This is a genomic window from Daejeonella sp. H1SJ63 (genome assembly GCF_029360775.1).
Lineage (GTDB): Bacteria > Bacteroidota > Bacteroidia > Sphingobacteriales > Sphingobacteriaceae > Daejeonella.
The window spans coordinates 37,489-60,746 of record NZ_JARKMZ010000037.1; the positions used below are offsets into that span (position 1 = coordinate 37,489).

The window sequence follows — 23,258 nt, forward strand, 5'->3', positions numbered from 1 at the left end:
AATTAAACTTTACAGATTAGCACTTTTGAACTTCTTGCATGGAGTTGTTGTTCGAATCTTTTCATGATTCATAGAACACAAATTCTCATTATATTTATTGATTGAAAATTAATTTTCAGAATTAAATTCATTCTAACCGAAACCATTTTATTAATTTTTTATTATACAAATGAACGCATTTGAAATTGTTGGTGGCAAACCTCTTAAGGGAGAAATTATTCCTCAGGGAGCGAAAAACGAAGCATTACAAATTATTTCAGCAGTATTGCTCACTGAAGAGAAAATTACGATCAGCAATATTCCCGACATCCAGGATGTCAATAAACTCATAGAATTAATTGGGGATTTGGGTGTAAAGACAGAACGAATCAATAAGGACACCTACACTTTTGAAGCAAAGAACATTAACCTTGATTTTTTTCAATCTGCCGCATTTAAATCCAAAGGCGGAAGCTTAAGAGGATCAATTATGATTGTAGGTCCCCTGCTTGCACGTTTTGGTAAAGCTGCCATCCCAAAGCCAGGCGGAGATAAAATTGGCCGACGAAGGTTAGATACTCACTTTTTAGGTTTTGAAAAATTGGGGGCGAAATTTGTATTCGATAAGAAAACGAATTTTTTCAACGTAGATGCCAGTAATTTACAAGGCGCTTATATTCTCCTCGATGAAGCTTCAGTAACCGGTACGGCTAATGTGGTAATGGCAGCAGTCCTTGCAAAAGGAATAACAACTATTTATAACGCAGCTTGCGAGCCATACCTTCAGCAATTATGTAAAATGCTGAACCGTATGGGTGCAAAGATCTCGGGTATTGGATCAAACCTCTTAAAAATTGAAGGAGTTAAGAAATTAGGCGGTACTGAACACAGATTATTGCCTGACATGATTGAAATTGGTTCTTTTATTGGACTTGCTGCCATGACCGAGTCAGAGATCACCATTAAAAATGTCCATTATGAAGAATTGGGGATGATTCCCGCAGTTTTCAAAAGACTAGGTATACAATTTGAACTTAGAGGAGATGATATCTATATTCCTGCTCAAAAACATTACGAAATTGAAACTTTTATTGATGGATCAATCATGACCATTGCCGATGCGCCATGGCCTGGTTTTACACCGGATCTCTTAAGCATTATGCTCGTTGTTGCCACTCAATCTAAAGGAAATGTCCTGATACATCAGAAGATGTTCGAAAGCAGATTGTTCTTCGTAGATAAACTGATTGATATGGGTGCCCAAATCATCCTTTGCGACCCGCACCGTGCAACAGTTATCGGGCTCGACAAAAAGGTAAAACTGCGTGGCATCGAAATGACATCTCCTGATATCAGAGCGGGAGTTTCTTTACTAATTGCTGCACTTTCAGCACAAGGAAAATCAGTTATCCATAATATTGAACAAATTGAACGAGGCTATCAGGATATAGATGTCAGGTTAAGGGCCCTCGGAGCAGACATTAAACGTATTGTTGCCACCACCAAACCTCATTAATCCTGAATCCAAATAAAAAAATCTCAAAAACCGGACTACTAAATCAGCCCGGTTTTTTATTTAATAAAGGCCTGGCCTCTGTTCAATTCAGAACTTCTACATTTATATATCTGTTTACTTTTTGAGCGCATACTATTAATTTAGAAAAAGAAACATAACCAATCACAGGCATACAATGAATATCGTTATAATCGGAAACGGAATTACAGGAATTACCTGTGCAAGAAATATAAGAAAACAGCTTTCTGATGTGCGGATAACTGTAATTTCAGGAGAAAGTGACTATTTCTATTCCCGTACTGCATTAATGTATATCTATATGGGGCATATGAAATTCGAAAACACCAAACCATATGAAGACTGGTTTTGGCAAAAAAACAGGATTGATCTTGTCAAATCCCATGTAACCTGCTTAAATACCGATTCCAAAAGCATTGAACTTGACACAAACAGGACTATATCCTATGATAAGCTTATAATTGCATCAGGTTCAAAACCTAATAAATCTGGCCTGAGAGGAGAAAATCTAAAAGGAGTGCAGGGCTTATACAATCTGCAGGATCTCAAAGAAATGACCCTTAACACTTCAGAAATTAATTCTGCTGTAGTGGTCGGAGGGGGATTAATCGGAATTGAGATGGCCGAAATGCTTCATAGCCGAAATATTGATGTCACCATGATCGTTCGGGAAAAAGCATATTGGAATAATGTTTTACCTCTGGAAGAAGCAAAATTGATCAGCAGGCACATCTCTGCACATGGCATCAACGTACTATTGGAAACGGAACTTAAAGAATTTATTCCGGATGAAAATGGAAGAGTTAAAGCAGTACAAACTGATTCGGATAAAATTATTCCATGTCAGTTTGCCGGCGTTACCATCGGAGTAAGTCCGAATATTGATTTTCTTAAAGAAAGTCCGTTGGAAACAGATCGTGGAATTTTGGTTAATGAATATCTTGAAACAAATATTCCGGACGTTTATGCTGCAGGCGACTGTGCACAGTTCAGGAATCCAAAAGCCGGACACCCGGCAATTGAACAGTTATGGTATACCGGCAAAATGCAGGCTGAGGCACTTGCAGAAATTATTTACGGAAACAAAAAGGTATATAACAGAGGCATATGGTTTAATTCAGCTAAATTTTTTAACATTGAATATCAGACCTATGGTGAAGTAAACCCTGAGTTAAATGATCATACCCAAAGCTTCTATTGGGAACACCCGAATGGAAACCTTGCATTCAGAGCAAATTTTAGTAAAGTCAGCAAATGTATTAAAGGGTTTAACTTTCTTGGGATCAGATTCAGACAGGTCATCGCTGAAGACTGGATAAGAAATCATAAAACCATTGAATATGTGATTGAAAATCTAAATCAAGGCTGGTTCGATCCTGAATTTTCGATTCCATATTACAATGACATAAAACATATGTTCTCTATATCAGAAAACAATAATACCTTTTGCACAGATTAATTGGAAAACATGCCGGATCAATCTTTATCAATAGCCAAACCTTCAGAAAGCCACTTTATACAAAAGGTAGGTGCTACTTTAGCTGCTGCCGCTATTCTGTGTGCATTTATTGCAGCATTTGGCCCCGGGAAAGCACACCCATTGCTATTTTTTTTCTTGATTACCGGATTGATTGCTGCCGGTGGCATTACTTATTCAATTCCTTATTATAAAGCGATCCCCGGCATAAAAAACAATGGAATTATGCAAAATCCTGCAACCAGCAGAGGAGCAATCGCATGGGGGATTGGGGTACTTATGACAGGGTTTTATATCATTCTTTACTGGTATCCCTATTACCTTGAAGGCCTGATCAGAACAATGGATCCGCTAAGCCTTATCCTTAGAGGTAAAATCTCAGATCAATGGTTCCTGTATGGCACATTTTATACACTCGCTGTATTAATTATGGGACTTAGATTTATTGGTAAGTACAAACACAGCAGATATCAGATTTTCAGAACTATCTCGGTAATGTTCTTTCAACTGGGTTTTGCATTTCTTATTCCGGCATTTTTGCAAAAATTAAATCAGCCGGAATTTTATTTTTCTTACTTCTGGCCTTTAAAATACTCCTACTTATTCCCTGACGATATCAATTACCTTATCAGCTCGGGAAATATCGGCATATTTATGATTTTCTGGGGCTTAATGATGACTTTCATTGCCACCCCTATATTAACCTACAACTATGGGAAACGCTGGTATTGTTCATGGGTTTGCGGTTGCGGGGCACTGGCCGAAACACTTGGAGATCCTTACAGACAGAATTCAGATAAAACATTGAAGGCCTGGAAAATTGAAAGATGGATGATCTATCCCATTCTTGCTTTTATTACCCTTACCACAATTCTGTTGTGGCTGAATTCATGGAAAAGCGGCACTATACTGGGAACATTTTCAGGTCTGTTCTCGCAATGGTATGGTTTTTTGATTGGCTCAGCTTTCTCAGGAGTTATAGGTACCGGTTTTTACCCAATTATGGGTTCAAGAGTCTGGTGCAGGTTTGGTTGTCCGATGGCTGCAATTCTTGGCCTTCTTCAACGCTTCAAGTCGAGGTTTAGAATTACTACCAATGGTGGGCAATGTATTTCCTGCGGCAATTGTTCTACTTATTGTGAGATGGGGATAGATGTAAGAGCCTATGCACAAAAAGGTGAAAATATTATCAGATCATCCTGCGTTGGCTGCGGGGTTTGCTCATCTGTTTGTCCAAGAGGTGTATTAAGACTCGAAAACATCCGGGAAGAAGATCGCTTTATTCCTTATACACGCTATGAAGATAAAATATGATCCCAGATAAGGAAATTGAGTCGGTTTTTGTAATCATACCCGCATTTAACGAAAGTTTATCTATCGGTAAAGTTATTCATGATATTCCCAAAGATCTTGTTACCGAAACAATTGTTGTAGACAATGGATCAACTGACGGCACAGGAGATATAGCTAAAAATAATGGTGCAACCGTATTAATAGAGAATCGTAAGGGCTACGGCTACAGCTGCTTGATGGGAATGGAATACCTTAACTCAAAAGCTAAGCCGGATGATATTGTCGTATTTCTTGATGGCGATTATTCCGATTTCCCTGAAGAAATATCACAGCTTATCAAACCTGTTCTGTATTCCGGATTTGACATGGTAATTGGGTCAAGAGTGCTGGGCAAACGGCAAGCCGGCTCACTCCTCTTTCAGCAAATTGCAGGGAACTGGTTGGCTACTACATTGATCAAACTATTCTTTGGAGCAAAATTTACAGACCTTGGGCCATTCCGTGCCATACGCTGGGATGCCCTTCAAAGATTAAACATGCAGGATAAAACTTTTGGATGGACTGTAGAGATGCAGATAAAAGCTGCAAAAAGCAAATTGCAATTCACTGAAATGCCTGTCAGCTATCGCAAGCGCATTGGTGTCAGTAAGGTATCCGGAACAATCAGGGGCACATTTATGGCGGGATATAAAATTTTGTTTACCATCTTCAAGTATATCTAATTATCAGATCGATAAATGATAGCAACCGGTATTATTATTCTGTACTGTTTCCTTTTCTCTTTTGTGATTCTGTTCAGTATCGGGCAGCTCGCTCTACTTATATCCTATCTGATCAACAAACAAAATACTACAGGGCAAAATATTATTCCAGATCAATTTCCCCAACTTACAATCCAGCTACCTGTCTATAATGAACGGTATGTAATCGAAAGGCTTCTGGATTCAATCTCAAAATTAAATTACCCGAAAGACCTGATGGAGATCCAGGTACTGGATGATTCAACTGATGATACTGTTTCAATCGCTAAAAAGAAAATCATTGAACTGAATACAAACGGATTTAATATAAAACATATTCGAAGAACTGAGAGGCAGGGATTTAAGGCAGGGGCACTGCAAAATGGATTAGCCACTGCTTCAGGTGAGTTTATCGTCATTTTTGATGCTGATTTCATTCCTGAACAAGATTTTCTTATTAAAGTATTAGCTCATTTCAAGGCCGCAAATATTGGAATGGTCCAAACCAGGTGGGGCTTTCTCAATTCAAAAGATTCATGGCTTACCATGGCACAGGAGATAGGCCTGAATGGACATTTCATTATAGAACAGGAAGGCCGGAACAAAAGCGGATATTTTATGAACTTCAACGGAACTGCAGGAATCTGGAGAAAAAGCTGCATTCATGATGCCGGAGGATGGGAAGCTGATACTCTTACAGAAGATCTGGACCTCAGTTACAGAGCACAAATGAAAGGCTGGAAATTCATTTACTGCCCTGAAATTATTACCCCTTCTGAACTTCCGAATAATCTGAGTGCCGTTCGGTCGCAACAATATCGCTGGGTAAAAGGTGGAGTTGAAACGTCGAAAAAGTTAATGGGTAAACTCTGGACTTGTAATCTTTCTTTACCCATAAAACTATTCGGCAGCCTTCATTTACTTAATAATTATATATACATCTTCATACTTATGACTGCGGTCTTAAGTGTCCCCGTCATGCTCATCAAAAATCTGTATCCTGAATTCGGGACATTTTTCAAATGGAACATGGTACTGATACTGATCTTTCTGATCAATTTTATTTACTGCTTTACTGCCATCAGGAAAAACAATAAGTCAATCATTCATTCATTACTCGAAATCTCTAAAAAATTCCCGATTGCAATGATTGTCTCCCTGGGCATGAGTTATCATAATTCCAAAGCAATAATTAGCGGACTTATTGGAAGAAAATCTGAATTTATAAGGACACCAAAATTGAATACCAACTCAGGAGAAAATGAATATATCAGAGAAAACAATCCTGGAAGGCTTCAAATTTCCGAAGTATTCCTGTTCCTCTACTTTCTTTGCGCAGTAATCACCGGAATTTACCTCAATGATCCCGGATTTCTGAGTTACCACATCCTGATACTTTCAGGATTTGGATTTATTCTTGTTAAAACTTACCAGGAAAAGTATTAAAATCAGGCAGAAATAGCATTAATGATATCATATTGAGTAATAATCTCAATATTCCCATTTTCATCCTCAACCAGCACTGCCATATTTTCCTTGTTAATAATTGAAGTGATTTTATCAATCGAGGTATTCAAATCAACGAATGGAAATGAAGCTGTCATGATATCCTTCACTAAACCTGAACGAAGTGCAGGATTTTCAAGCACCGAATTCAAGATGTCGCTCTCTGTCAATTTACCAACAATCATCCCTTTCTGAGTAACTGGAATCTGAGAAATGTTTAATGATTTTATTGTATTAATTGCCTGAAGTACCGTTTGCTCACAATCAATTGAAATCATCTCCTGTCTTCCTCTCTTGGAAAGAATTGATCTGGCGTTAAGTTTCTCATCAGCTAAAAATCCACGTTCTCTCAGCCAGTCTTCGTTATACATCTTACCCATATAACGTGATCCGTGATCATGAAATATTATAACTACTACATCATCTTTCTTCAAGCCATCTTTTAATTGAAGCAAGCCTGCCAATGCAGAACCGGCTGAATTGCCAACGAAAATCCCCTCCCTTCTGGCAATCTCACGGGTCATTAAGGCCGCATCCTTATCGGTAACCTTCTCAAAATGATCTATGATATCGAAATCTACATTTTTAGGTAAGAAATCCTCTCCTATTCCCTCAGTGATGTAAGGATAAATCTCGTTCTTATCGAAAATACCGGTCTCCTTATACTTTTTAAATACTGAACCATAAGTGTCAATACCCCATATTTTAATATCAGGATTCTTTTCCTTTAAATACCTGCCCGTACCTGAAATTGTACCTCCTGTTCCTACTCCTACAACAAGGTGAGTGATTTTACCTTCAGTTTGTTCCCAAATCTCCGGACCGGTTTGCTCATAATGAGCCTGTGAGTTAGACAAATTATCGTATTGATTAGGTTTCCATGAATTAGGCACCTCAAGCTCTAAACGGGATGAGACAGAATAATATGAACGGGGATCTTCAGGATCCACATTGGTAGGACAAACAATCACTTCTGCGCCAAAAGCACGTAAAGCATCTACCTTCTCCTTAGATTGTTTATCTGTAGTGGTGAAAATACATTTATATCCTTTAACAATTGCGGCCATTGCCAGGCCCATACCTGTATTTCCGGATGTACCTTCAATAATTGTTCCTCCTGGTTTCAACTTCCCCTCACGTTCAGCATCCTCAATCATTTTGACAGCCATTCTGTCTTTTATTGAATTTCCGGGATTGCTTGTTTCAATTTTTGCAAGAACAGTAGCTTTAACATCTTTAGTTATCGCGTTTAATCTTACTAAAGGAGTATTTCCAATAGTTTCAAGAATATTATTGTACCACATGATGCAAAATTAAACATTTATCCCCTAAACAAGATATTTAATGCCATATGCATTAAAATTCAATATATTATACCGAATTGAAATTTTACACGGAATAATATATCAATAGTCTACAAAATAAATAGTCTTATCCAATGGAGATTCGGAGAATTAGATCATACCGTACAAAAAAAACGAACAGAATAATATTCTTATTGCAATAAGAAATATTAAAACTTCAAATGCTTTACGGTCAGTCCATTGTTGATTAGCTGCTTAAGGGAATCAATTCCAACCCGAAGATGAGTTTCTACGTACTGTTCGGTCACATTAGAATCACTTTCAGCAGTTTTTACTCCTTCCGGAACCATTGGCTGATCTGAAACCAGCAATAAAGCACCGGTTGGTATCTTATTGGCAAAACCGGTTGTAAATATTGTAGCAGTCTCCATATCAACAGCCATAACTCTGATACTTTTCAGGTATTTTTTAAAATTTTTATCATGCTCCCATACCCTGCGGTTGGTTGTATACACAGTACCGGTCCAGTAATCACGTGAATGATCACGAATTGTGGTTGAGGTTGCTTTCTGAAGAGCAAATGAAGGCAATGCAGGAACCTCTGGTGGAAAATAGTCATTTGATGTACCTTCACCTCTGATTGCAGCAATCGGCAATATCAGATCGCCAATCATATTTTTCTTCTTGAGTCCGCCGCATTTACCCAAAAACAAAACGGCTTTAGGCTGAATCGCTGTCAGGAGATCCATCATGGTAGCTGCCATCGGACTTCCCATTCCGAAATTAATCAATGTAATACCGTCTGCAGATACACTCTGCATGGGTTTATCAAGTCCTATAATCGGAGCATTATTGTGCCATGAAGAAAAAAGATTTAGATAATTAGAAAAATTTGTGAGCAAAATAAACTTTCCAAACTCATTCAGAGGCCTGCCTGTATATCTCGGCAACCAGTTGTTAACAATATCTGCTTTGTTTTTAAGACCCGATTTCAGGGGTGTCTCGATATCATTTACTTGTTGAACAGTTACCTGAGCCTCTTTCTTTATGCTTTGTTTCGTATTCATAACTGAAAATTAATGATACAAAAAACCCCGAATTTATCGGGGCCAATTTTATGCTACTTTCAATTTTTTAAGATCAGATTTTTCAAATTTTTCTCTGGCATAATCCAATGTGATTATCAACTCCTTACCTGAATTACCTGATGGAGTATCATACATCGCATCAATCATAATTGCTTCACAAATCGACCTGAGTCCTCTTGCTCCCAGATTAAATTCCATCGCTTTATCCACAATAAATCCCATAACCTCTTTATCGAATTCGAGTTTAACATTCTCATATTCAAACAGCTTTTTATACTGTTTAATCAATGAGTTCTTTGGCTCTGTTAAGATATTCAACAAAGTTTCTCTGTCTAAAGGATTCAGATGGGTTATAACAGGCAACCTTCCTATCAACTCAGGAATAAGTCCGAATGACTTCAGATCCTGAGGAGTAATGTATTTATAAAGATTCTTCAGGTCAATGTTTAACTCTTCCTTATCAACCTTATATCCTACAGTTTGTGTACGAAGTCTGTTTGCGATCTTTTTTTCAATACCATCAAATGCACCACCGCATATAAACAGGATATTATTGGTATTCACCGGGATCATTTTCTGATCGGGATGTTTTCTTCCACCCTGGGGAGGCACATTTACAATGGTACCTTCAAGGATCTTTAGTAAAGCCTGTTGCACACCTTCACCAGATACATCGCGGGTAATTGAAGGATTATCACTTTTCCTGGCAATCTTATCTACCTCATCAATATATACAATACCACGTTCAGCAGCAGCCACATCATAATCAGCAGCCTGAAGTAAACGGGTTAAGATACTTTCAACATCTTCCCCCACATATCCAGCCTCAGTCAAAACAGTAGCATCACAGATACAGAAAGGGACATTCAATACTTTAGCTATTGTTTTAGCCAGCAGAGTTTTTCCTGTACCGGTCTCGCCAACCATAATGATATTCGACTTCTCAATCTCTACTTCATCCTTCCCAATCTTCTGATTAAGACGTTTGTAATGATTGTATACAGCAACAGAAAGTATTTTTTTTGCCTGATCCTGACCAATAACGTACTGATCAAGATGAGTTTTAATCTCCGCAGGTTTTAAAAGCGTTTCAAAAGTCTGAGTAGATTTAGCTTTACGGACATTAAGTTCTTCTGCCAGAATCTGATTTGCCTGAGTAACGCACTTATCACAAATGTGTGCATCCAGTCCGGCAATAAGCATCAGAGTATCCTGCTTACCTGAGCCGCAGAATGAACATTTAATATCTTTATTTCCCTTACTCATTATTTTTTATCTCCGGTTCCTGTTAAAACCTCATCAATCATTCCAAATTCTTTGGCTTCATTAGCAATCATCCAGTAATCACGGTCTGATGCTTTTTCAACCCATTCGTAACTTTGTCCTGAATGCTTGGCAATAATATCATACAGTTCTTTCTTCAGTTTCAGCATCTCACGAAGATTAATCTCCATATCTGAAGCCACACCTTGTGCACCTCCTGAAGGCTGATGGATCATCACTCTTGAATGCGGAAGTGCAGCTCTTTTACCTTTGGTACCTGCACAAAGTAATACCGCAGCCATTGATGCAGCCATACCCGTACAGATCGTAGCCACATCAGGAGAGATGTACTGCATAGTATCATAAATACCTAAACCCGCATATACTGAGCCCCCCGGAGAATTGATATAAATCTGAATATCCCGCTTATTGTCAGTTGACTGAAGGAATAAAAGCTGAGCCTGAATAATATTTGCAATTCCCTCATGCACCGCATCTCCAAGGAAGATAATCCTATCCATCATTAAACGGGAGAATACATCCATCTGTGCAACGTTCAACTGACGCTCTTCGATAATATATGGGGTCATCGCAGTAGGGAACGTATTTTGAACTCTTCCTATGAAGCTGTCAACATGCTGACTTCCAATTCGATGATGCTTTACAGCGTATTTTCTGAATTCGTTTTTATCAATGTTCATTTTTGAATAATATGTATTAAGTTAACATTTACTTTGCCAGTAAAGCTGATACTGATCAAAATAAATGGTTCAATAAGACCAAAAATGATCAGAAATTACTTCAGCTCCAGAAATTTATTATAATCTATATTCTTTTTATCTAAGGTAATAACACCCTTAAGATAATCAAATACATGCTGAGCTTTTACTTCTTCAAAAATACGGTTTGCATTCTCCTTATTCTGTAAAAACTGAGCTGTATACTGCCCAAGCTGCTCTTCAGTTAAAGGTTGTGGACTGTACATACGGAATTGCGCATCAAGGCGATTTTTTGCCGTAGTGAACACTTCTTCGTATTTGATCTCAATTTTATTATCCTTAATAATCCTGTTCTCGATTAAAGTCCAACGAAGATTACGTGCAAAATCCTCATATCCCTGCGCTAACTCCTCATCAGACAATTTCTCATTAGTTGCCTTTAACCAACGCTTCAGGAATTCGTCAGGAAGATCAAGTTTCACCTTGTCAAGACCAAACTTAAGCATATCTGCCTGAAGTTTCTGATCAGCATTCTGAACCATCATACTCTCCAGTTCTTCTCTGATCTTCTCTGTAAATTCCTCTTCAGTTTTAACAACATCCGGGCCAAAGATTTTATCAAAAAACTCCTGGTTTAAATCTCCTTCTTCAAGACGGTTGATATTTTTTACAGTAAGCTGAAACTTAGATTTTAACTCCTGAGCATCCTCTTCAGAAATATTTAACACTTTAGAGATGATACTTGCATTAGAATCAAACGCCTTTTGGATATCTAAAGTAACAACATCTTCTTTCTTTAACCCGATAAGAGATTTTTTAATTTTAGCATCTGCAATCTGATCCAAACGAACAGAAGCAGTTGCACTGATTCCATCTTCAAAAACAGAACCATCTGCTGCTAATTGCTTCAAATCTGCATACAAAACATCGTCATCTGCCGATACGTCAGGATTTGACATCTTGCCATAGCTCTTTCTTAAATTTGTTATACGTGAAGCAAGGGTTTCTTCATCAACCTTCACGGTATAATAAGTCAGTTTATCTTTTGAACTAAACTCAAGATCAAACTCAGGAGCAAGTCCTAATTCATAAACAAACTCAAACTCATCAGTAAAATCCCAATTGAACTCCTTACTGTCATCAATCTTTGGAAGTGGCTGACCCAAAACTTCAAGCTTGCTTTCAGTAATATAATTGTTAAGGGTATCGTTAAGTATATTGTTGATCTCGTCAACCAGAATATTCTTTCCGTACATTTTCTTGATATGAGCCGGAGGAACCATGCCGGGACGGAATCCAGGTAATTTAGCCTTCTTTGCCTGAGCTTTGATTGCTTTATCAACACGCTCTTTGTAATCTTCAGGATTAATCTTAACAGTAAGTACAGAATTCAGATTGTCTATTTTGTCCTGTGTAATGTTCATTTTATGAGTTTTATGTCGTTTTAGTTTATACAAAAATTCCCCGGTTTGTAGCCGGGGAATTAATAAGTGCGGATGAAGGGACTCGAACCCCCACGCCGTGAAGCGCCAGATCCTAAGTCTGGTGCGGCTACCAATTACGCCACATCCGCATATTTAGGATTATTTTAGAAATATTCTTTAATATTTAAACCATTAAATGAATTATTTCGGTCGGCAAAAATAACGTTTTTATCCATAAGTGCAAAATGATTTATGCTTATTATTTAATATATAATCAAAATAACTATAGTATTGATCTCAGATAGTCAGGAGTGTGAAGCAATCTGCTTCCGTACCATGAGAACATTTCACCATCTACACGTCTGATTTTTGCATCAGGACAAATCTTTTTCAGTTCAGCAATGTGCTGATCTTTAAATGGGTATGGCTCAGTAGAAAGAAAAATTAAATCAGGTTTTAAATATGCAATCTGATCTGAACTTAATTCAGGATACCTTTCAAGCTCTGTTGCATTACACAATCCTGCCCGGTTCAGAATATTACTAATAAAAGTATTTTTACCGGCAAGCATCCAGGGATCTTTCCAGATAAAGTATGCAACTCTTAAACCTTCAAAAGAGCCTGTACTGATCTTATCAAATCCGTTCTTAATAGCCATAGCTATTTTTTCTGCTGTTTCCTCCTTTCCACATAGTCCACCAATCGCCCTGATCATTTCAAGTGCATCATTCAAATCATAAATATCACTCATCCAAACAGGGAATTCCTCCATAAGCTCCAGAATCTGATGCTGATCATTCTCCTCTTTATTCCCAATGATCAAATCAGGCCTCAGATCCCTGATTTTTTGCAGATCTAATTTTTTTGTGCCCCCCACTTTCGTTTTTGAAAGAAACATTTCCCGGGGATGTATACAGAATTTGGTTATACCGACCACCTCATCTTTCAGACCGAGATCAAACAATAATTCAGTTTGAGAAGGTACCAGAGAAATAATTCGTCCGGGCAACTTACCGACAGAGATTTGCCTCCCCATCTGATCCTTGAATGTGCGTTTTTGCATACTTTTACAAAGTAAGTCAATTTTCAGCAATGCCTAAATGGATCCTTTATTCACTTCTGCTGCTCTCATTTGGAGCATATATATTAATAGGATATCATATTGAAAGAGGAAACTTCATTCAGCTGATTTCGGTTTACACTGGTTTATTCTTAGCCAGCTATATCCTAATTAAACACAGAAAGCATGTTGATCCGGATTTACTTTTATCTGTATCAGTCATTTTCAGGTTCTGTCTGCTATTTTCAATACCCGCACTTTCAGATGATTTTTACAGATTTATATGGGATGGCAGAATTCAGCAATTAAACTTTAATCCTTTTGATCATACGCCCAGACAAGTATTAACCCGGAGCTCTGACGCATTTCTTCATCAGCTATTCCCGCTACTTAATTCACCTGATTATTTCAGCGTTTATCCTCAATTATGTCAGAGTATTTTCCGGATCGCCGCATGGATCGGTCAGGATAACTTACTTATTAACGTAATTGTACTTAAATCAATGATTCTGCTTTCTGAAATTAGCACAATTATATTACTAAGGAAACTATTAAACATTGAAGAAAGAGATAAAACTTTGGTTCTGATCTATGCTTTGAATCCGCTTGTAATTATTGAGTTAAGCGGAAATATCCATTTCGAGGCTTTTATGATCAGTTTTTTTCTGCTGACAATCTGGCTGATCAAAAAAAATAAAACAAATTATTCTGCGGTTTCACTTTCTCTTGCAATTCAGGCAAAATTACTCCCTTTAATTACACTTCCATTGATGGTCAGAGAACTGGGATGGAGAAAGGCGATCTGGTACGGAGTATTATGCCTTGCTATTACAATACTGATAAGTTTGAGTACGATAAACTCATTTGAGCGTATCTCGAACATCTCAGAAAGTTTGAATCTGTATTATGGAAAATTTGAATTCAATGCCGGAGTATATACTTTATTCAGATCCATAGGATGGTGGATCCTGGGCTATAATCCTATAAATACGGTAACCAAAATTTTGTTTTTGCTTTCTATAGCCGGTATGATATGGATCTATCTTAAAAAAACTGATCTGTTATCCGGATTTTTCTGGTTACTGACAATCTATCTGGCATTCTCAGCGATTGTACATCCCTGGTATCTTTGTCCGCTCATTGCCTTATCCCCTTTCGTAAGGTATCGTTTTGCACTGCTTTGGTCAGCACTTATTCCGCTGAGCTATATTGCCTACAGCACACTACCATACAGCGAAAACACATTTCTGATTGCTGTTGAATACATCCTGGTAGCAGGTTTTTTAATCCGCGAACACTTAAAAAACAAAGATTTATTGAAAGACAGATTTACTCTTCATAGAAATCCTGAAGAGCTCCGAAATAATTAAGGTTCCATCCATCAATCATATCTTCATAATCTGAATCCGGGATATTGGTATGCCGTAATTCAAGTGAAGTTCCATTCTTATCAGGATGCAAAATAAAAGTAACTATTGATTCGGGCTGATCTCCGAAATACCATTGCTGAACGATTTTCCTGTTCTCAACAAACTCAATATTCTTTCCAACTATACTGTCATCCCATAGTGAAAATTCAGAACCCGGCACCGTACTCATTACAGCCTCGGCACCTGTCCATAAAGAAATTGTTAACGGGTTGGTCAATGCCAGATAGACCTCTTCCGGACTTGCCTGAATCAGATAATAACTCTTAAAATCTTTCATATTCTTCAGCAAATCTAAGATAAATGCTCCGTTATTTCGCTTTAAATGACAAATGATCGCTTAAAGTCAAACCTATACGGAAAAATAAATATGCGAAAATCACTTTTTTATTTTTTGCAGCAACATTTCTACTCAGATCCCGTCATATAAGCGAACATCAAAAAACATTGTCGTATTTTATGTGGAACCCGGATAAAAAAAATACAATCAGCCCGTTATAACCGGACGAAAACCGATCACACTTCGTCTGAGTTATATCCCAAAGCTTGTACCTCAGATTTCTGCCGCAATTGATTTTGTACTAAGCAAATTAAATTTCCATCCGGCTGAGATCATTGACTTTACAGAGCGACTAAATACCGGGCCCATTTCCCTTAAAGATCACGAAGGAAATACATTAATCCTGCTAATAAATGAATGGAACAGAGATCAGAAAATTGAATACGTCATTTTTCATACAGACGACTGCCTTCGCGATTATCACAAATATGTTATTGCAGGTGTTGAATTTATTAACAGACCCGAATATACCGATGCAGGGCTACAGGTTAATTTTTTAGACAACAGAGACAATCGTTATACCCTGCTTGAAGAAAGAATTTATACAGATTATTGAAAACAGAAATTCAATGCCATGAAATTCTTAAAAGTACTTAAAAATAATAATCAGATCTCAAGCGAAACAGTAAAACACGCATTTTATCCTGAAAAAGTGGGTAGCTTTTCGATGAAAATGGTTTTTAACGGAAACACGAACTATATTATCGGAAAAAGACAGTTAAATCTATATCCTGATAGTTTTCTGACCATTAATCAGGGGACTTCCTATTCAAGTAAAGTTGATTCGTGGCAACCGGTTAACAATCTGTCCATATCATTCTCTCCTTCATTTCTTTCAGATTTTTGCAGAACGCTGCAAAATAATCACAAAGCACTTCATCACCTTTAAAAAACAAAAAATAAACAGATGAAATAAATTGATCATAAAAGTAACAAACCAGGATAATACATGTCTAAACATCAAATGGCCGGATAAACAGGTACTGAAATGAGTCAGAATTCAAAACCAGAAAGATATAGCAGCAGATACACCAGAGGGTTTCTTAAAATGCTTAACAATGACGGCCAGACTGTTACAGACAATTATTTCAATCAGTTTTACGAATCAAAGAACTATCAGGAGCGATTGGAAGCAATCCGGTATCTTATCAATGTATCAGGTAAATATCCTTTTTCGTCGAAGATTTTTATTGATGCCCTCAAAGATTTCTGCTCGCAGGTGAAAATTTATGTATTACAACATTATGACTTTCAAAATAATAAGAGCCCTGAAATAGAACTTCGACTGGAAGATATTGCAAAAAATGATGAGAAACTTCAATTAAGGGCTCTGGCAATTGAGAGACTTAGTGAATTCAATAACATGAAGCATTATGATCTGTTTTTCTCCGCATCATTATTGAAAAGTTCAAAAGAATCAGCTGAAGGATTAAAAGGTCTATACAATCTAAATGCAGAAAAAGCATATCAAATGGCTAAGTTCAGGACAAATACTTCAAGCGGGAATCTGGATCTGGCTATTGCCAATATATTTTATAAGGCAGGTAATGCAAGCGATCTTGACTTCTTCAGGCAAAGACTTAAAGGAAGAAACAAATTCAATAAAATTGAATTTGCCAGAATTTATCTGAAAATGCTGGTTAATATAAAAAATGAGTCAATTATTAAAAGCCATATCCTGTTCATCTGCGAGGATATCATTGCAACGTCCAATAAAGACCTGATCCAGCTTTTAATCATGGAACTGCATAAATTCATTTCCGGGAATCAATTATTATGCGGGGGAAATACTGAGCTGAATTACTTTTTAAACAAGACTATAGATCTTCTGCTTGAAAAAAATTACAAGCCTAAAGAATTGCCGGATCCGTTTGGTCCTGTTTAAATAATATCATTTAACAGAAAAAGGCCCTGACCCGTTTCATTACGGGGTCAGGGCCTTTTTTTAACTATAAGAACGGCCAGAAATTATTTAGCACTATTCTTCTTCTCAGTAACTTCATTTCTGATTTCCTGAGCAAGATTTTTCAAATCCTGCATACCTTTACGAACACGGGTTCCGGCAGCACTGTTTCCAGAATTGTAAAATTTGTTTGCATCAACTTCTACCGAAGCCAGCAGATCTTTCATTTTTGTAAATTTGTCCATTGTTATTTTTTTTAAGGTTAAACAAATCTAATTTAATTACAGGTATTGGCAAGGCCTTTTTTATTTATTTTTTATTGCCTGTTTTGATTTTTTTCTCCGGAAGAATCAGAAACTATTTCCATCTCTAATCTTTTTATAAATCCTTTTTTAGACTTTCAATTTTGCCTGTAATCCGAGAGCCTTATTAGGGATAAGTAATTTTCATAAACTGATTTAGGTCACATTATTAACTGCCCTTAATCACTTAAAAATCAGACAAAAAAGCTTTATATTAGAGTAATAATACTTAAAATTAAAGGAGGATAAACTATGACACTCATTAAAAGAAGACCATTATTTACAGATTTTTTCGAAAATGATCGTTTCTTTGACAACTTCGAAAAAGATTTGATCAATCGCATCCCTTCGGTAAACATTACCGAAAATGGCAAGGAATTTAAAATTGAGTTTGGAGCTCCGGGCCTCAAAAAGGAAGATTTCAAGATAGATATTGACAAAAATACCCTAACGGTCAGCTCTGAAAAAGAAGAGAAAAAGAAAGAAGAAAACGAACGGTTCACCAAACAGGAATTTAACTACTCATCATTCAGCCGCTCATTTATACTTCCAGACTCGGTTGAAACAGAGAATGTAAAAGCAAAATATGAAGACGGAGTTCTGAAAATTCACATCGGCAAAAAAGAAGACTCGAAAAACAAAGAGAAAAAGCAGATTCAGGTTTCCTGAAAACACAATAAACCGGATAGAAAAATCTATCCGGTTTATTGTTTAAGCAATTCAACTATTTTGATAATGTGCCTTTTTCTACTATGCCGGCGTTTCAATTTATAATTCCTTTCACTAAAATCAGCATCAGTGATCTCCCCCATGTTGGTGGCAAAAATGCATCACTTGGTGAAATGTTTAATCAGCTAAATCCAAAGGGAATTCAGATTCCCGATGGTTTTGCGCTGAATGCCGACGCGTACAGGCTATTCCGCAGAAATAATGACCTTGAAACAGTTCTCAGGGATCTGCTTTTTTCTTTAGACAGAGAGAATTTCACAAACTTATCCTCGATTGGTGCCCAGGCACGTGAGCTGATCAGACGTGCAAAACTCCCTGCAGAGGTCATTAAAGAGTGTAAAGAGGCTTATACTCTGTTATGCAATAGTGCAGGCCTGACAGTTCTGGACGTAGCTGTAAGAAGCAGTGCCACAGCAGAAGACCTCCCCACAGCCAGTTTTGCAGGAAGAATGGAATCTTATCTGAATATCAGCGGATATGCTCAGCTTTTAGAGGCCGTTCATAAATGCTATGTATCTCTCTTTACAGACAGAGCTATAAAATACAGACATGATATGGGCTTTATGGATATGGACATTGCCATTTCTGTCGGAGTTCAGCAAATGGTACGAAGCGACAAAGCATCTTCAGGTGTAGCATTTACTATCGATCCTGACTCCGGATTTAAAAACACAATCGTGATCAATGGTATATGGGGATTGGGAGAAAATATAGTTCAGGGAAGGGTTACCCCTGATGAATGGACCATTTTTAAACCCGTACTTGAGGAAGGCAAATATGACCCTATCCTAAAAAGCCATTGTGGTGAAAAGGAATTCACTCTTATATATTCAGAAGATTCAGAAAACAAATCTGCTGAGAAGACAATCATTAACCTGAACACTTCAAATGAGAAGAGGAAGCAGTTGTCACTTAGTAAAGATGAAGTAATAAAACTTGCCGGCTGGTGCTTAACTATTGAGAAACACTATGGCAAAGCAATGGATATTGAATGGGCTAAAGATGGAATCAGCGGCAAGCTTTATATTGTTCAGGCGCGACCGGAAACAGTTCATGCCAAACCCCGAAAGCAGATACATGAAATTTTCAAATTATTAGAAAAATCGCGTTTGATTGGGTCAGGAATAGCACTTGGTGATAAAATAGCATCCGGAAGAGCAAGAATTCTGAACAGTCCGCTTGAAGGCGATCAATTGCAGGAGGGCGAAATTCTTGTAACCGACATTACAAACCCCGACTGGGATCCGGTATTAAAAAAAGCTGCAGCAATCATCACTAACAAGGGAGGAAGGACAAGTCATGCAGCAATTGTTGCCAGAGAACTTGGAACCGTGGCAGTTGTAGGAACCGGAAATGCAACTCAGGTAATTAAAAATGGTGATCAGATTACTGTATCCTGTGCAGATGGCAAAGACGGACATATTTATGAAGGTATTTTAAAATGGACAGTAGAGGAACAGGATTTCAGTGGGCTTAAACTACCAAAAACAGCTGCCATGTTTATACTGGCAGACCCAAACCGCGCATTTGAACTGAGCAATTATCCTAATAAGGGCGTTGGATTATTACGGCTCGAATTTGCAATCTCTAATAGTATCAGAATACATCCTCTTGCCCTCTGTGAACCTGAAAAGATCAAAGACATTGAACTTCAGAAAGAAATCAATGAATTGACCAGTGATTATCGTGATGGAAAAGAATATTTTACAGATAAACTTGCCGAATCTGTTGCTATTGTTGCCTCTGCCTTTTATCCAAACGATGTAATTGTCAGATTAAGTGATTTTAAGAGCAATGAATATGCTAATCTGCTTGGCGGAAAATACTTTGAGCCGCATGAAGAGAATCCGATGATCGGATTAAGGGGTGCTTCACGATATTACAGCGAATTCTACCGGAAAGGATTTGCACTGGAATGTGTGGCAATGAGGAAGGTAAGAGACGAAATGGGTCTAAAAAATGTAAAGTTGATGATACCATTCTGCCGCACCATTGAAGAAGGACAGAAAGTCCTGGCAGAGATGGCTGCAAACGGTCTCAAGCAGGGAGAAAATGGTCTCGAAGTTTATGTCATGATTGAAATACCAAGCAATGTGCTGCTCGCCGATGAGTTTGCCAGGCTTTTTGATGGTTTTTCTATAGGCTCAAATGATCTGACTCAACTTACATTAGGGCTCGACCGCGATTCAACCCTCATAAGCTATCTTTTCAATGAAGAGAATCCCGCTGTTAAAGGACTTATTGCAGAAACAATCAAAGCTGCAAAACGAAACAATATTAAAGTTGGACTTTGCGGACAGGCACCAAGTGATATTCCGGCATTTGCAGAGTTTCTTGTGAATGAGGGAATTGATAGTATTTCATTTAACCCCGACGCATTGATTAGGGGGATTGAGAACATGAACCGGGCAGAAAATCTGAAACAATAAAAATTCAGTTGGCCTGTATCTGAAACAAAAACTGTCAGAATTTATTTTACCTCCAGAAACGATAGTATTCCGGTTTAAAACCTTTTAAATTTGGCTTAATGAACTGGCATACATCAAGTATTTCTGAACTATATCAAATTCTGGAAAGCTCATCTTCCGGGTTGAGCAGCCAGCAAGCCGCAACACGCCTGACTCAGTATGGCAAAAACAGTATTACTGATCATAAGAAGAAAACAGTCTGGCATATTCTTTACCATCAGATAAGTGATTTTATGATCCTTATCCTGATGATTGCTGCTATAATTTCAGGAATTGCAGGTGATCTCACTGATAGTATCATCATACTTACCATTATCTTTATTAATGCTTTAATAGGCTTTATTCAGGAGTATAAAGCTGAAAAAGCAATGGAATCGCTGAAGAATATGTCGGGCAGCCGTGCTCAGGTTCTTCGCGACAACAAAACAGTTAAAATTAATGCCACAGAACTTGTCCCCGGAGATATAATCAGGCTTGAAGCTGGCGATGTTATCCCTGCTGATATCAGATTCATTGAGGTTCATTCTCTTAAGGCCGATGAGTCAGCGCTTACCGGTGAGTCTGAAAACACTGAAAAAGCTAACAACATTCTCGGGGACGAAATTCTGCCATTGGGCGACCAAAGCAATATGGGCTTTAAAGGTACATTTATTAGCAGCGGGCATGGAACAGCAATTGTCGTATCAACAGGCATGGTAACTGAACTGGGACGTATTGCTTCTATGATTCAGATGGCCGAAAACATTACTCCGCTTCAAAAGAGACTTGCTGCATTCGGGAAACGCTTATCAATCATTATCCTGATCATTTGTACTGCAATATTTATATCAGGCTTACTCAGAGGAGAAGAATTAACTGAAATGCTGCTGATCGCAATTTCGCTGGCAGTAGCTGCAATCCCTGAAGCGCTGCCGGCTTTGGTTACAATATCGCTTGCCCTTGGAGCCAAAAAACTGGTCAGACAGCATGTACTTATCCGAAAACTTCCTGCGGTTGAGACATTGGGCTCAGTCACCTATATCTGCACAGACAAAACCGGAACATTGACCCTGAATAAAATGAAGGTAATGGAGACCTTCGAGTCAGGCAGCAAGGATACTTTTTCGGGGGGAAAGAACAACCTGCTTATTGCAATGGCACTGAATAATGATGTAACAAAATCAGAGAGCGGTACATGGCTGGGAGAATCCACAGAACTTGCCTTAATTGAATATGCTTCAATGAACGGTTATAACAAATCAGACCTGGAAACAGAATTCCCGCGAATTGCAGAAATTCCGTTCGATCCTGCGAGAAAATGTATGAGCACATTCCACAGAACTAAAAGTGGTGTCATCATGATTACCAAGGGGGCTATGGATATCCTTCTCAAAAAACTGGAAAATAAAACAGCAAGCCATATCTCAGAAGCAGAAAATAAAGTAAATGCCATGGCTTCATCAGGCTATCGTGTACTCGGTTATGCATACAGGATATTGCAGGATATACCCGAAAAACTGATTCCCGAACAACTGGAGGAAGGCCTGACAATGATTGGCTTTACAGGAATGTTCGACCCGCCGAGGGAAGAAGCGAAGCAGGCAATAGCGCAATGCAGGGAGGCAGGTATTATACCGGTTATGATTACAGGTGACCATAAACTAACCGCATCAGCTATTGCAAAAAAAATTGGAATAATTACATCAGAAAAAGATATCATTTTAACCGGGAACGAATTAACTGCTTTGAGTGATGCTGACTTTGATTTACTGGTTAAAAATGTACGGGTTTATGCCCGTGTTGATCCGGAGCAAAAGTTAAGGATCATTTATGCATTACAAAAGCAAAATAATTTTGTAGCAATGACCGGCGATGGTGTAAATGATGCACCTGCATTGAAGAATGCTGATATTGGAATTGCAATGGGAATCAATGGCACCGAAGTCTCAAAAGAAGCTGCGCACATGATACTTCTTGATGATAATTTTGCAACAATAGTAAAGGCAATTCGCCGGGGCAGAAGAATTTTTGACAATATCTTAAAATTCATCAAGTACATAATGACCGGCAATTCTGGTGAAATATGGGCAATATCACTGGCTCCCTTTTTAGGTTTACCGATACCATTACTGGCCATACATATTCTATGGATTAATCTGGTTACAGACGGACTTCCCGGCCTTGCCCTTGCATCAGAACCTGCAGAGTCTAACATTATGAAACGGCCACCGCGCGACCCTTCCAAAAATATCTTCAGAGGGAGTATGGTCTGGCATATACTCTGGGTAGGATTATTAATGGGGGTAGTAACATTAGGTATTCAGGCCTGGGCAATTCAAAATAATAACCCAAATGGTCAAACTATGGCATTCTCAGTTTTGTGCTTCAGTCAACTGGGGCACGTCATGTCAATCCGCTCAAACAGACAATCGATTTTCAAAATTGGTGTATTTTCAAATAAGCCAATGATGATGGCCCTTATAGCAACTGTAGCACTGCAGTTGCTGATTATTTATATACCATTCCTGAATCCGGTTTTTAAAACCCAGGCTCTCAGTCTTAAAGAACTTGGTATCACTCTGGCGGCGTCAAGTATTGTATTCTGGGCAGTGGAACTCGAAAAAATGATAAAATCGATAAAAAAAATAAGGGTGTAAAAACTTATCATAAGCCTTTACACCCTTATTTCCCAATACCTGATACGGTTCAGTGAATTGGTTACC

General features: G+C 38.0%; 19 protein-coding genes and 1 tRNA gene. 11 read left to right on the forward strand and 9 right to left on the reverse strand.

The features are described 5' to 3' along the window. Positions 1-169: 169 nt before the first annotated feature. The 5 genes from murA (at position 170) to P2W72_RS13475 (ending at position 6,469) form a co-directional block, all read left to right on the forward strand. Complete coding sequence (murA, locus tag P2W72_RS13455) at positions 170-1,495, forward strand: UDP-N-acetylglucosamine 1-carboxyvinyltransferase (RefSeq protein WP_276363471.1); 1,326 nt, start codon at positions 170-172, stop codon at positions 1,493-1,495. 175 nt (positions 1,496-1,670) lie between these two features. Then, positions 1,671-2,972, forward strand: coding sequence for an FAD-dependent oxidoreductase (locus P2W72_RS13460; protein ID WP_276363474.1), 1,302 nt, complete (start codon positions 1,671-1,673; stop codon positions 2,970-2,972). A 9-nt stretch (positions 2,973-2,981) separates the two neighbouring features. After that, complete coding sequence (locus tag P2W72_RS13465; RefSeq protein WP_276363476.1) at positions 2,982-4,304, forward strand: 4Fe-4S dicluster domain-containing protein; 1,323 nt, start codon at positions 2,982-2,984, stop codon at positions 4,302-4,304. Continuing rightward, positions 4,301-5,005, forward strand: a complete 705-nt coding sequence (locus P2W72_RS13470; RefSeq protein ID WP_276363478.1) for a glycosyltransferase family 2 protein — start codon at positions 4,301-4,303, stop codon at positions 5,003-5,005. The genes P2W72_RS13465 and P2W72_RS13470 overlap by 4 nt, the downstream gene beginning before the upstream one ends. A 15-nt stretch (positions 5,006-5,020) precedes the next feature. Further along, on the forward strand, positions 5,021-6,469 hold the full coding sequence (locus P2W72_RS13475; protein WP_276363480.1) for a glycosyltransferase: 1,449 nt from the start codon (positions 5,021-5,023) through the stop codon (positions 6,467-6,469). A 2-nt stretch (positions 6,470-6,471) separates the two neighbouring features. Here P2W72_RS13475 and P2W72_RS13480 read toward each other — a convergent pair whose 3' ends face one another. From P2W72_RS13480 to P2W72_RS13510, 7 genes are all read right to left on the reverse strand, one after another. After that, positions 6,472-7,833 carry a pyridoxal-phosphate dependent enzyme gene (locus P2W72_RS13480; protein ID WP_276363482.1) on the reverse strand — a complete coding sequence of 454 codons (1,362 nt, stop codon included), beginning with the start codon at positions 7,831-7,833 and terminating at the stop codon, positions 6,472-6,474. Positions 7,834-8,042: 209 nt separating this feature from the next. Continuing rightward, positions 8,043-8,900, reverse strand: a complete 858-nt coding sequence (locus P2W72_RS13485) for an AMP nucleosidase (protein WP_276363485.1) — start codon at positions 8,898-8,900, stop codon at positions 8,043-8,045. 48 nt (positions 8,901-8,948) lie between these two features. After that, positions 8,949-10,187, reverse strand: coding sequence for an ATP-dependent Clp protease ATP-binding subunit ClpX (gene clpX, locus P2W72_RS13490; protein WP_276363488.1), 1,239 nt, complete (start codon positions 10,185-10,187; stop codon positions 8,949-8,951). Next, entirely contained in the window at positions 10,187-10,885 is a 699-nt protein-coding gene (gene clpP, locus P2W72_RS13495; RefSeq protein WP_276363490.1) for an ATP-dependent Clp endopeptidase proteolytic subunit ClpP, read from the reverse strand. The genes clpX and clpP overlap by 1 nt, the downstream gene beginning before the upstream one ends. Before the next feature lie 95 nt (positions 10,886-10,980). Continuing rightward, complete coding sequence (gene tig, locus P2W72_RS13500) at positions 10,981-12,327, reverse strand: trigger factor (protein WP_276363492.1); 1,347 nt, start codon at positions 12,325-12,327, stop codon at positions 10,981-10,983. A gap of 67 nt (positions 12,328-12,394) precedes the next feature. Then, positions 12,395-12,476: transfer RNA gene (locus P2W72_RS13505), tRNA-Leu, on the reverse strand. A gap of 134 nt (positions 12,477-12,610) precedes the next feature. Further along, complete coding sequence (locus tag P2W72_RS13510) at positions 12,611-13,390, reverse strand: helical backbone metal receptor (protein ID WP_276363495.1); 780 nt, start codon at positions 13,388-13,390, stop codon at positions 12,611-12,613. A gap of 29 nt (positions 13,391-13,419) precedes the next feature. On the opposite strand from P2W72_RS13510, the gene P2W72_RS13515 reads away from it, so the two are divergent. Next, positions 13,420-14,757 carry a hypothetical protein gene (locus tag P2W72_RS13515; RefSeq protein ID WP_276363497.1) on the forward strand — a complete coding sequence of 446 codons (1,338 nt, stop codon included), beginning with the start codon at positions 13,420-13,422 and terminating at the stop codon, positions 14,755-14,757. On the opposite strand, the gene P2W72_RS13520 is transcribed toward P2W72_RS13515, so the two are convergent. Continuing rightward, a complete protein-coding gene (locus tag P2W72_RS13520) occupies positions 14,717-15,094 on the reverse strand; it encodes an SRPBCC family protein (protein WP_276363500.1) in 378 nt (125 codons plus the stop codon). The genes P2W72_RS13515 and P2W72_RS13520 overlap by 41 nt on opposite strands. A 634-nt stretch (positions 15,095-15,728) precedes the next feature. On the opposite strand from P2W72_RS13520, the gene P2W72_RS13525 reads away from it, so the two are divergent. Together P2W72_RS13525 and P2W72_RS13530 are read left to right on the forward strand one after the other, a co-directional pair. Next, entirely contained in the window at positions 15,729-16,043 is a 315-nt protein-coding gene (locus P2W72_RS13525; RefSeq protein ID WP_276363502.1) for a hypothetical protein, read from the forward strand. Between the two features lie 99 nt (positions 16,044-16,142). Continuing rightward, positions 16,143-17,039, forward strand: a complete 897-nt coding sequence (locus P2W72_RS13530; RefSeq protein ID WP_276363504.1) for a hypothetical protein — start codon at positions 16,143-16,145, stop codon at positions 17,037-17,039. An 83-nt stretch (positions 17,040-17,122) separates the two neighbouring features. On the opposite strand, the gene P2W72_RS13535 is transcribed toward P2W72_RS13530, so the two are convergent. Continuing rightward, positions 17,123-17,302, reverse strand: coding sequence for a histone H1 (locus P2W72_RS13535; protein ID WP_276363508.1), 180 nt, complete (start codon positions 17,300-17,302; stop codon positions 17,123-17,125). Positions 17,303-17,611: 309 nt separating this feature from the next. Here P2W72_RS13535 and P2W72_RS13540 point away from each other — a divergent pair, with 309 nt between their 5' ends. The 3 genes from P2W72_RS13540 (at position 17,612) to P2W72_RS13550 (ending at position 23,192) form a co-directional block, all read left to right on the forward strand. After that, entirely contained in the window at positions 17,612-18,028 is a 417-nt protein-coding gene (locus tag P2W72_RS13540; protein WP_276363510.1) for an Hsp20/alpha crystallin family protein, read from the forward strand. Positions 18,029-18,066: 38 nt separating this feature from the next. Further along, positions 18,067-20,517 (forward strand): phosphoenolpyruvate synthase, encoded by a 2,451-nt coding sequence (gene ppsA, locus P2W72_RS13545; RefSeq protein ID WP_276363512.1) that lies wholly within the window; start codon positions 18,067-18,069, stop codon positions 20,515-20,517. A gap of 98 nt (positions 20,518-20,615) precedes the next feature. Beyond that, positions 20,616-23,192, forward strand: coding sequence for a cation-translocating P-type ATPase (locus tag P2W72_RS13550; protein ID WP_276363514.1), 2,577 nt, complete (start codon positions 20,616-20,618; stop codon positions 23,190-23,192). Positions 23,193-23,258 lie beyond the last annotated feature (66 nt).

Coding starts and splice junctions, on each gene's coding strand:
- murA (WP_276363471.1), top strand. CDS start 170: ATGAACGCATTTGAAATTGTTGGTGGCAAACCTCTTAAGGGAGAAATT.
- P2W72_RS13535 (WP_276363508.1), bottom strand. CDS start 17,302: ATGGACAAATTTACAAAAATGAAAGATCTGCTGGCTTCGGTAGAAGTT.
- P2W72_RS13510 (WP_276363495.1), bottom strand. CDS start 13,390: ATGCAAAAACGCACATTCAAGGATCAGATGGGGAGGCAAATCTCTGTC.
- P2W72_RS13515 (WP_276363497.1), top strand. CDS start 13,420: ATGCCTAAATGGATCCTTTATTCACTTCTGCTGCTCTCATTTGGAGCA.
- P2W72_RS13550 (WP_276363514.1), top strand. CDS start 20,616: ATGAACTGGCATACATCAAGTATTTCTGAACTATATCAAATTCTGGAA.
- tig (WP_276363492.1), bottom strand. CDS start 12,327: ATGAACATTACACAGGACAAAATAGACAATCTGAATTCTGTACTTACT.
- P2W72_RS13485 (WP_276363485.1), bottom strand. CDS start 8,900: ATGAATACGAAACAAAGCATAAAGAAAGAGGCTCAGGTAACTGTTCAA.
- P2W72_RS13470 (WP_276363478.1), top strand. CDS start 4,301: ATGATCCCAGATAAGGAAATTGAGTCGGTTTTTGTAATCATACCCGCA.
- P2W72_RS13530 (WP_276363504.1), top strand. CDS start 16,143: ATGAGTCAGAATTCAAAACCAGAAAGATATAGCAGCAGATACACCAGA.
- P2W72_RS13465 (WP_276363476.1), top strand. CDS start 2,982: ATGCCGGATCAATCTTTATCAATAGCCAAACCTTCAGAAAGCCACTTT.
- P2W72_RS13525 (WP_276363502.1), top strand. CDS start 15,729: ATGAAATTCTTAAAAGTACTTAAAAATAATAATCAGATCTCAAGCGAA.
- P2W72_RS13520 (WP_276363500.1), bottom strand. CDS start 15,094: ATGAAAGATTTTAAGAGTTATTATCTGATTCAGGCAAGTCCGGAAGAG.
- P2W72_RS13480 (WP_276363482.1), bottom strand. CDS start 7,833: ATGTGGTACAATAATATTCTTGAAACTATTGGAAATACTCCTTTAGTA.
- P2W72_RS13475 (WP_276363480.1), top strand. CDS start 5,021: ATGATAGCAACCGGTATTATTATTCTGTACTGTTTCCTTTTCTCTTTT.
- P2W72_RS13460 (WP_276363474.1), top strand. CDS start 1,671: ATGAATATCGTTATAATCGGAAACGGAATTACAGGAATTACCTGTGCA.
- clpP (WP_276363490.1), bottom strand. CDS start 10,885: ATGAACATTGATAAAAACGAATTCAGAAAATACGCTGTAAAGCATCAT.
- P2W72_RS13540 (WP_276363510.1), top strand. CDS start 17,612: ATGACACTCATTAAAAGAAGACCATTATTTACAGATTTTTTCGAAAAT.
- clpX (WP_276363488.1), bottom strand. CDS start 10,187: ATGAGTAAGGGAAATAAAGATATTAAATGTTCATTCTGCGGCTCAGGT.